Raw genomic sequence first — 11244 nt, 5'->3', positions numbered from 1 at the left:
CCTTTTTACTAATTTGAGTCTCTTTCTAGCATTTCCACATAGTCGATAGCGACACAGAGGGAAATGACTAGGTCAGCATAAGATTCGTCGTAGACTGTTACGGTATAGGTAGAGGTTAAATGGAAAAGTTCCTTGGCGATTTCCGCAATCACTTGATCACGGTCATCCAGAAGTTTAAAGTTTAAATCCCAGATATTCCCCTCAATGCGAAGACCTAGGTTGTCAAATTCATACTTATCTCTAAAGAAAGTCAACTTCTTTCGGATATAAAAACTATCTCCATTACTGAGTTGAATCTCAAAGCGTGGCATGAAGGTCAACATTTCTTTACTAATCTCACTAACCTGTTCACCAGAATTATCAAAAATGGTAAAGGTCTTAGGAATCTTAAAAAATGAACCTTCAACCTGATAGGCGACATTGCCCATTTCATCCTTGATATCAAAGCGTTCACCACCTAGGCGAAATTTTTGTTTGACAAGAAATCTTCTCATAAGTACCTCCAAAAATAAAAGACAAATCCATATCACGAAGGGCGAAAAACCGCGGTACCACCTTCATTCAATGAACTTGTCATTCTTGATTCTTATGCAATTGTTACAATCGAGTAGCATGATTTTCTATCTTAGATGGCTCGCAGCACCGCCAATTCTCTGAACTAAGATGGGGAGAAAATCAATTCTCAACATTCCTATTATACTGTTTTTTTGAGTTTGAGTCAACTGGGAATAATTACATTTAAATAACCAAATCCCTATATCTCTGATTACTTTTTCAGGATATATTTTTTCTTACTGTCATTTTTCTTTAACAATTAAAAAGGGGGGCCAGTAACTTTTTTTGAAAAAAGTAGATATTTTCATCTTTGTTATCGCCTTCTATTAAAAAAACGAACCAGCTTGACTGATTCATTTTCTTTATATCTACTCCTACTTCCGATACATCTTAAATTGTAGGAAGAGGTCGCTGTAGATTCCTGTCCATTTATGGTCAAACTTCTCATAAACTTCTAGGTGTTTCATTGTATCTGCATCTGGATAGAAGGACTTGTCCTCTTTTGTTTCCTCTGGGAGCATTTCCTTAGCAGCATTGTTTGGTGTTGAATAGCCCACGTACTCTGCATTCTTGAGAGCATTTTCAGGCTTCAACATAAAATTAATGAAGGCATAAGCTGCATCTTGGTTCTTGACAGTTTTAGGAATAACCATATTGTCAAACCAGAGATTGCTTGCTTCTGTCGGTACAACATATTTGAGGTTAGGATTCTTTTCCAACATCTGGCTAGCTTCCCCTGAGAAGGTCACACCGATAGCAGCATTGTTCTGAATCATGTAACCCTTCATCTCATCGGCTACAATAGCCTTGATATTAGGAGTCAGCTCATACAGTTTATCAACCGTTTGTGATAGTTGTTGAGGATCTTTTGAGTTGAGGCTATGGCCTAGTGAGTTAAGACCTAAACCAAGTACTTCACGCGCCCCATCAAAGAGCATGATCGAATCCTTGTATTCTGGTTTCCAGAGGTCGTCCCAATGTTCAGGCGCTTCTTCCACCATGGTTTCATTGTAGACAATTCCCAAAGTTCCCCAGAAGTATGGGATAGAGTATTCATTGTTTGGGTCAAAAGACTGGTTGAGAAATTCTGAACCAATATTCTCAATTCCCTCAATTTTACTATAATCCAGTGGAACTAAGAGGTCTTCGTCCTTCATCTTATTAATCATGTACTCACTTGGGATAGCAATATCATAGGTTGTCCCGCCCTGCTTGATTTTGGTGTACATGGCTTCGTTAGAGTCAAAGGTTTCGTACTGGACTTGGATTCCTGTTTCTTCTGTAAATTTCTCCAGAAGTTCAGGATCAATATAGTCTCCCCAGTTGTAGATAACCAGTTTTTGACTATCACGACTATTGATTTTACTATCAAGATGATAGGAAATTCCCCACAAGACAAGGATAATGGCTAAAATTCCTGCTAAAAATGAATAGAGTCGTTTCATGCTTGTTCCTCCTTCTCACGTGAAATGAAGTAATACCCTACAACCAGGATAATACTAAAGAGAAAGACCAAGGCTGAAATAGCATTGATTTCAAGCGAAATTCCCTTACGAGCTCGAGAGTAGATCTCAACTGAGAGAGTTGAAAAACCATTCCCCGTTACAAAGAAGGTCACGGCAAAGTCATCTAGTGAATAGGTGAAAGCCATAAAGTAGCCTGCGATGATAGAAGGCGTTAGGTAAGGGAGCATGATTTCCTTAAACATCTGGAACTGGCTAGCTCCAAGGTCATAGGCCGCATGAATCATATCCCCATTCATCTCTTTCAATCGTGGCAAAACCATAAGCACTACGATAGGAATCGAGAAGGCCACGTGACTGGACAAGACTGTCAGAAAACCAAGCGAAAACTTGAGTTGGGTAAAGAGAATCAAGAAGCTAGCACCAATCATAACGTCGGGTGCAACCATCAAAATGTTATTAAGAGATAGAAAGGCTTCTTGGTACTTTTTACGTGATTGATAGATGTAGATAGCACCAAAGGTACCAATCACTGTCGCAATCAAGGCTGATAGAAAAGCTAGTAAAAAGGTTTGAACCAAAATCAGCATGAGCCTTCCATCACCAAACATGGTTTCAAAGTGAGACAAACTAAAGCCTGTAAAGCTATTCATATCATCCCCGGCATTGAAGGCATAGCCAATCAAATAAAAGATCGGCAAATAGAGGACGATAAAGACAAAGGCTAGGTAAAGATTCGATAATTTTTTCATCGTTCTCTCCTTTCCTTAGTCACCCACATAGTGATAAACATAGTCAGGATAAGAACAACACCGATAGTTGAACCCATACCATAGTTGTCATTGGTCAAGAAGTTCTGCTCGATGGCAGTCCCCAAGGTAATCACTCGGTTCCCCCCAATCAAACGGGTCAACATGAAGAGACTCAAACTTGGGATAAAGACAGATTGAACTCCGCTTCGCACCCCGTTCATAGACAGAGGGAAGATGACATGACGGAAGGTTTCCCACTTGGTTGCACCAAGGTCATAGCTGGCATTGATGAGATTATTATCCATATCATCCAAGACATTGAAGATGGGCAAAATCATAAATGGAAGCTCGATATAGCTTGCTACAAAGATAAATGAGAAATCGGTAAATAGCAACTGCTGAGAACCAATTCCGATAAATTCGAGGAATTGGTTAATAGAGCCATTTTGCCCGAAAATCCCGATAAAGGCATAAGCCTTAAGGAGAAGATTAATCCAGGTTGGCAAGATGATTAGCATGAGCCAGAGTTGACGGTGTTTAAGACGAGTCAAAAAGAGGGCTGTTGGATAGCTAATCAAGAGTGTCACTAAAGTCACAATCCCTGCATAGAGAACTGAGTTAAAACTCATTTTGAGATAGGTCAAGTTTTGTGACGCAAAGTAGGATTTATAGTTTTCTAAACTGAACTGGCCTTCAATGTTAAAAAAGGATTGTCCAAATATCAAGACCAAGGGTGCCAATACAAAGAGTGCAATCCAAAGCATGTAGGGCACTACAAAGAGTTTAGAGGTTGTTTTCTTCATCTCTTTCCTCCTCGATAGCGTTAATCAAACCTGCTTCATGCTCTTCAATTTCTACGTACTCTTCGATACGAGCATCAAACTCTTCTTCTGTTTCATTGAGACGCATGATGTGGATGTCTTCTGGTTCAAAGTCCAAACCGATTTCCTCACCAACGATAGCCTTACGAGTTGAGTGAATCATCCATTCATTGCCGAGTTCATCATAGGCAATAATCTCATAGTGAACCCCACGAAAGAGCTGAGTATCGACCTTCACTTGAAGTTTTCCTTCTTCTGGCAGAGTGATGCGCAAGTCTTCTGGACGAATCACGACTTCGACTGGTTCATTTGGCTTCATACCACCGTCGACCGCTTCAAAGCGTTTGCCGTTAAACTCGACCAAGTAGTCCTCAATCATGGTTCCTGGCAAGATGTTTGATTCACCAATAAAAGTTGCAACAAAGTGGTTGATTGGTTCATCGTAGATATCCACTGGTGTACCAGACTGAACAATTTCACCATCATTCATGACAAAAATCCAGTCACTCATAGCCAAGGCTTCTTCCTGATCGTGGGTAACAAAAACAAAGGTAATACCCAATCGTTGTTGCAATTCACGGAGTTCGTACTGCATGTCGGTTCGCAACTTCAGGTCAAGAGCTGACAAAGGTTCATCCAAGAGTACCACACGTGGTTGGTTGATAATGGCACGGGCAATGGCCACACGCTGACGTTGTCCTCCAGAAAGCCTACGAATTGAACGTTTTTCAAAACCTTCCAACTGTACCATCTTGAGAACTTCTAAGACGCGTTGTTCAATTTCTTTCTTATCGACTTTACGCAAACGCAATGGAAAGGCAACATTTTCAAAGACATTCATATGCGGGAACAGGGCGTAAGACTGGAAGACCGTGTGAACATCGCGTTTATTTGTCGGGATATCATTGATACGAACACCATCCAATAAAATATCACCAGTGGTTGCATCCAGCAAACCTGCAATGATATTAAGAATGGTTGATTTTCCTGAACCAGAAGCTCCTAAAAGTGTGTAGAACTTTCCTTCTTCCAACTCAAAGTTAATATTCTTAAGCACCTTAGTGTCACTGTCTTCAAAAACTTTAGAAACGTTTCTGAATTCGATAATTGGTTTTTTCAATTGTCATAAATTCCTTTTTCTTCGTAAATTAACAGATTGGGACCTTTTTGAATGCTAGAAAGAAGCTTAGGACATAAAATGGCCTAAATCTCATCTAGCGATAAAATCCCAATCTTTGAATGATGTGTAATAATAATGTTATTCGTGTTCACCCAAGATACGAACTTCTCTCTCGAGGGTAACGCCTGAATGTTCTTTAACTTTTTCAATGACAGACTCAATTAAGTCTTCATAATCTCTAGCAGTTCCATCAGCTACATTTATCATAAAGCCTGCATGCTTTTCTGAGACTTCGACACCACCGATACGGTAGCCCTTCAAACCAGCTTCTGAAATCAATTGCCCTGCAAAATGCCCGACTGGACGTTTAAAGACAGAACCACATGAAGGATATTCCAAAGGTTGTTTGAGTTCTCGAAGGTGGGTCAAACGTTCCATTTCTTGATTAATAGTCTCATAATTCCCTGGAGATAGTGCAAATTTAGCTGATAAGACTACTGCTCCAGAATCTTGAATAGCTGAATGACGGTAACCAAAGGATAAATCCTTAGCTGATAAAGTCTCGATTTCCCCATCCTTGGTCAATACTTTGCAAGACTGCAAAATATGAGCAATCTCACCTCCATAAGCACCAGCATTCATAAAGACTGCACCACCGACGCTTCCTGGAATTCCACAGGCAAACTCAAATCCTGTCAAACTATGGCGTAGAGCGATTCGAGTGGTCTCAATCAAGTTAGCTCCCGCTTCTGCTTCAATGGTGTAACCATCGACCGAAACATTATTAAGTTTGTCACACATAATGACAAAGCCACGGACTCCGCCTTCTCGGACGATAATATTACTGGCATTTCCAAGAACCATCCATGGGATATTTTCTTGATTAGCGAACTTAACCACACGGGCCATCTCATAATGATTGCGAGGAAAAGCTAAGTAATCTACCTTCCCCCCAACTTTGGTATAGGTATAAGTTTTCAATGGCTCATCGAATCGAATATCAATTCCTTCTAAGGTTTCTTTTAATTTATCTAATACAGTCATCTTTCTTATCCTTTTATAAAATTCATTCCATTATACCATTTTTAGCGATTTTTTTCGACGATTTGAAAAAGCTTTTTTATTCACACAAGTAAAAAAGAGGTCAGACCTCTTTTGCATGATTATTTTTTATACAAGATAGTTTTTGTAAAGTATACAAATAGAACAACTTCCACTGCTAACAATCCTTCAACAAGAAGCGGATTTGAAATCCAACCAACCTGTGAAAGACTCGGAGCCAAATCAAATAGGGCATGTAGACCATAGGCAGCTACTAGGTAAATCCAATTCTTTTGACGGACTGCTTGATAAACCCAGAAAGAGAGACCAATTTGCATAACAAGAGCAAGCACACGCTCAACACCGAGTAAATAAACCTGCCATCCAGATAGAGATTGGACTGTTTCAAGTGTATTTTTGGGAAGGAGATTTGCCAAATCTGGATTTGAAGACTCTAATAACGAAAAGAGAATCAAAAGACTAATCAAGCTTCCCATTCCGAGGTAGAGCAATTCCAAGCCACCATGACCAAGTCCATAGGCGAGGGCATCCGAATCTTCCAAAGCTCTCTTCTTCTCTAACCATTTAAAGAAGACAAGTCGAGCTGTTTCTTCAAACAAAGCAGCCATACAGACCCCGTAAATCACATAGAGAAGGGGATTTTCCGTCATGAGTGGAACTGTCCCATCTTTTTGTGGATGAAGAACTATAAGGTGAACAATTTTCTCCAGTACTTGAGATGAGACAAAAAATGCAACTGCCCCAAGTCCTAAAACTGAAAGGTTAATCTTGTACTTCTTTTTTGAGAACCAAATGGCAGCTATGAGAATTACAAATAAAGCTATCATTGTGATTATTACATGAATTTTCATACTTTTCTCCTTTTATTCAGCCTGATCGATATCTTTTTTCATCTCATCAACATTGAACTTAGCAAAGAGGTACTGACGATCCTGGACAGGGAAACGTTGATCTAACTGATCAACAGCTCCAACCTCTACGATTCCTTCCTTGATGACAAAGTCCATGACATGACCTCCAAAAGTTAGGTCATCTGAAATAAAGTGCAAATGATAGCCTGCGACACTGACACCATGGAAAATTTCAGGTGTCCAGAATCCAACGATAGTCCCAGAGACATTTTCGCAACTATATTCAGGCTGATGAGTCGCAACCTCAGCAAATTTCGTTTCGCTTGTCGATTTTGGAATCATGCGAACATGCATGTGTTTAAAATCACCATGAATCTTAATCGAACGGAAAAGATTTTCTCCATCATAGTAGGACTCAATACGTTTTTCTAGTTCCTGATCAGTCATTTCAAAACGCTGGCGGAAAATAACTTCTGCCTGGTGGGGTACAACTGCCGCATAAGGAATCAGCGCGTCTGGTGAAACTTCAACGATTTCAGGCTTCTCACCTGAACCCTTAGCTTGATAGGCTTTACCATCTAAGACAATTAACTCCCCATCAATAGAGTCCAAGGTTCCTAGCCCTAAATCTCCATGTTCAAGTAACTCACCAACTGTCATGGTCCCGCCGTAAAGTCCTGCCATCAAGGCTCCCAAAGTATTATATTGGAATAATTTAACTGGTTCTTGCACCTTCATCATCTCACTCTTCTTTGAAAATTTACTTACTAAGTATATCACATTTCTTCTTAGAATTGAACGCTGGACTGCCGTTTAAAACTCAATGAAAATCAAAGAGCAAACTTGGAAATCAGCCGCAGTTTGCTCAAAACACTGTTTTGAGGTTGTGGATAGAACTGACGAAGTCAGTAACATATATACGGCAAGGCGACGTTGACGCGGTTTAAAGAGATTTTCGAAGAGTATAACATTGCCAAACAACTAAAAAAAGGGTACAATGTAACAAAATCAAGAGAGGTCTGGAATGAAGCAAGAAAGTAAGTACGAACAAGTTGTTCACTATCTAAAAGAAGAGATTGAATCAGGAAAACTTCAAACAGGAAGTCGTCTACCTTCTATCCGAAAACTCAGTCAAGACTTCCACTGTAGTAAAGATACTGTGCAGCGTGCACTTTTGGAACTCCGATACGAGAAATACATTTACTCCAAACCTCAAAGTGGCTATTATGTTTTAGAACAACAAGCTAGCCACGAAGACCTCGTTATCTCGGTCAATGACGAACATGCTGCTGCCTATGATGATTTTCGTCTTTGTGTCAATGAAAGCTTGATCGGTCGAGAAAATTATCTCTACAACTACTATGAACACCAAGAGGGTTTAGAAGAATTACGAAAGTCTGTTCAGAAACTACTGTTTGAGCAAGCTATCTATAGTAAACCCGATCAATTAGTCATGACAACTGGAACCCAGCAAGCACTGTTTATTCTTTCTCAAATTGACTTTCCAGGTAAGGGCCAAGAAATACTGGTCGAACAACCAACTTATCACCGAATGAACCAACTGCTGCTGGCTCAAAATATTCCCTATCAAACCATTGAACGTCGCGTGGATGGCATTGACCTGAAAGAACTTGAGAAACATTTTAAAAGTGGTAACATTAAATTTTTCTACACCATTCCTCGATTTCACTATCCGCTGGGTCATTCATATTCTGAAGAGGAGAAACGTGCTATCCTTGATCTAGCAGCCAAATATCAAATTTATATCGTTGAAGATGATTATCTGGGAGATCTAGATCCTAAAATGGGACAAACCTTTCATTATTTGGACCAAAAAGACTTGGTCATCTACATCAAGTCTTTTTCTACAAGTATTTTCCCTGCACTTCGAATCACTGCTCTCATACTTCCAAATGTTATGAAAGAAGCTTTTGTCTCTTATAAAAACATTCTGGACTATGATAACAACCTCATTATGCAAAAGGCTTTATCACTCTACATCGATAGTCAACTTTTTGAAAAAAATAGAGTAGCAAGATTGGCACTGCAAGAGAAAAGTCAAGACTTCATTCATAAGCTATTAAAATCTTATCCCCTTTCCCTACCAAACTATCCTCTCCATGATGGACTTTTGCTTGATCTCAGGAACTATCCTAAGATTGCAAGCCTCAAACATAGCTCTTTAAATCTAGACTTTTTCGAATCGTCCTACATTGAGACTTGCCCTTATCAATTTGCTAAGGTTCCTTTAGAAAATCTTGAAACAACATTAAATTACTTAAAAACAGAGAGTGGGACAGAAATCGGTAATTCGTTAGAATTCGATTTCGTCGTCCCACCTCCGCACAGTTGAGTAAGGCTGTAAAAGCTGATGAAATCAGCGTAGTAGAGCCCACTCAACCACTGCGTCTTGCTTGATAATCCAATGACAATTGAGAGGCTAGGACTTTTGTCCCAGCCTCTGTTATTTTTTATTGCTCTACTTCTGTTAGCTTGGCAGCTTTTTCAAGATATGTTTGATAAGTACCGTCATCTTTCAGTTTTTGAATAACCTTATCAACTACTTCCTTCAAATCTGAGTTGCCTTTCTTGATAGCAACTGCATTTTCTTCGCCTTCTTTCATAGTTAAGCTTACTGTTGCGACAGCCAAGTCAGCATTTTTTGTTGCATAGCTGAGGGCTACTGGCTCGTCCATATGAACAGCATCAACCTTACCTGATTGAAGTTCATTAACAGCTTCACCCATATTTGTCAATGAAGTCAACTGTGCTTTAGGAAGTTGCTCTTTGACCATAGATTCAGGGACAGTTCCTTTTTGAGCTGCAATATTTGCACTAGCAAGAGAATCCAAATCTTTGTATTTTTCAAGATCAGTTTTTCTGATTAGGAAGCTAATCTTGTTTTCATAGTAAGGGATTGAGAAATCAAAGACTTCTTTTCTTTCTTCAGTTGCACTGATTCCCGCAATGGCCAAATCTGCTTTCCCTGTTTGAAGACTGGTCAAGACATTGTCAAAACTCATGCTGGAAACTTCCAATTTCACTCCAAGTTCATCAGCGATAGCTTGTGCCATATCAATATCAGCACCTACGACTTGGTTCTTGCCATCCACAAGTGCTTGAAACTCAAATGGTGCATAGTCTGGGCTAGTTGCGACCACTAATTTACCTTTTTGTTTGATTGCCTCTACTGCAGACTGTGAACTTGAGCTAGATGATTGGCAAGCAACTAAAAAGAAACTTGCAAGAAAACTACATAAGACAAATATCCATTTTTTTAACTTCATAAATAAACAACCTCTCTATCAATTTTGTATAATTATAACTTAATTAAAAATAATTGTCAACATTTTCTTGCGTTTTCCATAGAATAAATTTATAAAAAATACAAATTCAATGATTGGTTTATCTATCTATTGGGAAACAATTTTCAAAAAAATCATTTATCATATCTTGATGTTGCTGGTTTACAATTGTGATATTTTGCATGTCCCTGTGATCAAACAATCCTAATTCTAAAGTTTCATCACTCGTAAAAACATTTGTAGAGATCGAAGTTTCAGATGTAACTAAATACAACATTGTAATAACTTGTGCCTCATCACCATTTGGATAACTATCTGAATATTTTGTATAAACATTTAAGAGTTTTTTCACTATTACTTTCACTCCAGTTTCTTCATAAAACTCTCTCACTAATGCTTCTACAGCCGATTCACCTAATTCAATAGCACCACCTGGTAACCCCCAAGTTCCTTTGTCTGCTCGTTTTTGTAATAATATTTTTCCTGATTGACTTAAAATTCCACAAGTAAAATTTAGAATAATTTTATCTTTTCCAACTTTTTTTCTTATACTCTGTATATAGTTCATTATTCACCTCTGACAAAGTAAACTATCGATACAATGAAAGCTTACTATATTAAAAAGTAAGCTTTCACAATAATTTTTATCTTCTATATATTTTACAATTCTACAATTTTACCTGTTTCAAAGTAAACAACCCATTCACAGATATTTTTTGCATAGTCACCGATACGCTCCAAGTATGAAATCACTTGGAAGTAATCGCGACCTGTGACAATAGCATCTGGATTCTTTCTAATTTCTTCAGTTGCCAGATCACGAATATTTTCAAAGTAATGGTTGATTTTTTCATCCATGGTTGCAACTTCATAGGCCTTATCAACGGATCCGTTTAGGTAAAGTTCGAGGGTTGTTTCTACGAAATCTTTAACATCACGTCCCATCTTTTTGATTTCTTCTTCGACTGCTGGGATGCGTTGTTCCCCCTTCATACGAATGGTTGCCTCAGCAATGGATACTGCATGGTCACCCATACGTTCCAAGTCTGAAACAGCCTTTAAAACTGTTAGAACTGTACGTAAGTCTTGTGATACTGGTTGTTGAAGGGCAATGATTTCAAATGATTTCTTTTCAAGTTTCAATTCGTATTCATTGACTTCTGCGTCTTGCTCGATGACTTCTTTAGCCAAGTCACGGTCATGGGTGACAAAAGCACGTACAGTACGATTGATTTGGGAAAGAACTTCTTGTCCCATAGCGTAGAATTGGTTATGCAATTTCTCTAAATCTTCTTCAAATTGAGATCGTAACATC

At 38.8% G+C, this 11244-nt stretch carries 12 protein-coding genes; 1 reads left to right on the top strand and 11 read right to left on the bottom strand.

Annotation, left to right across the window (positions count from 1 at the left end; translation table 11 throughout):
- Positions 1-8 precede the first annotated feature (8 nt).
- From ACESNQ_RS00155 to budA, 8 genes are all read right to left on the bottom strand, one after another.
- Positions 9-494, bottom strand: coding sequence for an LURP-one-related/scramblase family protein (locus ACESNQ_RS00155; protein ID WP_373074131.1), 486 nt, complete (start codon positions 492-494; stop codon positions 9-11).
- Positions 495-929: 435 nt separating this feature from the next.
- A complete protein-coding gene (locus tag ACESNQ_RS00150) occupies positions 930-2000 on the bottom strand; it encodes an ABC transporter substrate-binding protein (protein ID WP_373074129.1) in 1071 nt (356 codons plus the stop codon).
- Complete coding sequence (locus ACESNQ_RS00145) at positions 1997-2770, bottom strand: ABC transporter permease (protein WP_373074127.1); 774 nt, start codon at positions 2768-2770, stop codon at positions 1997-1999. Before ACESNQ_RS00145 ends, ACESNQ_RS00150 begins: the two co-directional genes overlap by 4 nt.
- Entirely contained in the window at positions 2767-3573 is an 807-nt protein-coding gene (locus ACESNQ_RS00140) for an ABC transporter permease (protein WP_000754116.1), read from the bottom strand. Before ACESNQ_RS00140 ends, ACESNQ_RS00145 begins: the two co-directional genes overlap by 4 nt.
- Positions 3554-4711, bottom strand: coding sequence for an ABC transporter ATP-binding protein (locus ACESNQ_RS00135; protein WP_373074125.1), 1158 nt, complete (start codon positions 4709-4711; stop codon positions 3554-3556). Before ACESNQ_RS00135 ends, ACESNQ_RS00140 begins: the two co-directional genes overlap by 20 nt.
- Positions 4712-4849: 138 nt before the next feature.
- Positions 4850-5755, bottom strand: a complete 906-nt coding sequence (gene murB, locus ACESNQ_RS00130) for a UDP-N-acetylmuramate dehydrogenase (protein ID WP_373074123.1) — start codon at positions 5753-5755, stop codon at positions 4850-4852.
- 119 nt (positions 5756-5874) lie between these two features.
- A complete protein-coding gene (locus ACESNQ_RS00125) occupies positions 5875-6624 on the bottom strand; it encodes a YhfC family intramembrane metalloprotease (RefSeq protein WP_373074122.1) in 750 nt (249 codons plus the stop codon).
- Between the two features lie 12 nt (positions 6625-6636).
- On the bottom strand, positions 6637-7365 hold the full coding sequence (budA, locus tag ACESNQ_RS00120; protein WP_373074120.1) for an acetolactate decarboxylase: 729 nt from the start codon (positions 7363-7365) through the stop codon (positions 6637-6639).
- 283 nt (positions 7366-7648) lie between these two features.
- Here budA and ACESNQ_RS00115 point away from each other — a divergent pair, with 283 nt between their 5' ends.
- Positions 7649-8977, top strand: a complete 1329-nt coding sequence (locus ACESNQ_RS00115) for an aminotransferase-like domain-containing protein (RefSeq protein WP_373074118.1) — start codon at positions 7649-7651, stop codon at positions 8975-8977.
- A gap of 118 nt (positions 8978-9095) precedes the next feature.
- On the opposite strand, the gene ACESNQ_RS00110 is transcribed toward ACESNQ_RS00115, so the two are convergent.
- From ACESNQ_RS00110 to phoU, 3 genes are all read right to left on the bottom strand, one after another.
- The gene (locus ACESNQ_RS00110; protein ID WP_254804356.1) at positions 9096-9911 is read right to left on the bottom strand and encodes an ABC transporter substrate-binding protein; all 816 of its coding nucleotides are present in this window, start codon (positions 9909-9911) and stop codon (positions 9096-9098) included.
- Positions 9912-10029: 118 nt separating this feature from the next.
- Positions 10030-10497 carry an NUDIX hydrolase gene (locus ACESNQ_RS00105; RefSeq protein WP_254724317.1) on the bottom strand — a complete coding sequence of 156 codons (468 nt, stop codon included), beginning with the start codon at positions 10495-10497 and terminating at the stop codon, positions 10030-10032.
- Positions 10498-10589: 92 nt separating this feature from the next.
- Positions 10590-11243, bottom strand: a complete 654-nt coding sequence (gene phoU / locus ACESNQ_RS00100) for a phosphate signaling complex protein PhoU (RefSeq protein WP_004252561.1) — start codon at positions 11241-11243, stop codon at positions 10590-10592.
- Position 11244: the final 1 nt, after the last annotated feature.

The sequence above is a fragment of the Streptococcus infantis genome, assembly GCF_964243025.1.
Lineage (GTDB): Bacteria > Bacillota > Bacilli > Lactobacillales > Streptococcaceae > Streptococcus > Streptococcus infantis_N.
The sequence above is the reverse complement of the archived record's forward strand: the minus strand, read 5'-3'. Positions and strand labels throughout refer to the sequence as shown.

Bases quoted from the DNA above. Each gene is read 5' to 3' on its own strand.
- budA (WP_373074120.1), bottom strand. From the start codon at position 7,365: ATGATGAAGGTGCAAGAACCAGTTAAATTATTCCAATATAATACTTTG.
- murB (WP_373074123.1), bottom strand. From the start codon at position 5,755: ATGACTGTATTAGATAAATTAAAAGAAACCTTAGAAGGAATTGATATT.
- ACESNQ_RS00145 (WP_373074127.1), bottom strand. From the start codon at position 2,770: ATGAAAAAATTATCGAATCTTTACCTAGCCTTTGTCTTTATCGTCCTC.
- ACESNQ_RS00140 (WP_000754116.1), bottom strand. From the start codon at position 3,573: ATGAAGAAAACAACCTCTAAACTCTTTGTAGTGCCCTACATGCTTTGG.
- ACESNQ_RS00115 (WP_373074118.1), top strand. From the start codon at position 7,649: ATGAAGCAAGAAAGTAAGTACGAACAAGTTGTTCACTATCTAAAAGAA.
- ACESNQ_RS00155 (WP_373074131.1), bottom strand. From the start codon at position 494: ATGAGAAGATTTCTTGTCAAACAAAAATTTCGCCTAGGTGGTGAACGC.
- ACESNQ_RS00105 (WP_254724317.1), bottom strand. From the start codon at position 10,497: ATGAACTATATACAGAGTATAAGAAAAAAAGTTGGAAAAGATAAAATT.
- ACESNQ_RS00150 (WP_373074129.1), bottom strand. From the start codon at position 2,000: ATGAAACGACTCTATTCATTTTTAGCAGGAATTTTAGCCATTATCCTT.
- ACESNQ_RS00125 (WP_373074122.1), bottom strand. From the start codon at position 6,624: ATGAAAATTCATGTAATAATCACAATGATAGCTTTATTTGTAATTCTC.
- ACESNQ_RS00110 (WP_254804356.1), bottom strand. From the start codon at position 9,911: ATGAAGTTAAAAAAATGGATATTTGTCTTATGTAGTTTTCTTGCAAGT.
- phoU (WP_004252561.1), bottom strand. From the start codon at position 11,243: ATGTTACGATCTCAATTTGAAGAAGATTTAGAGAAATTGCATAACCAA.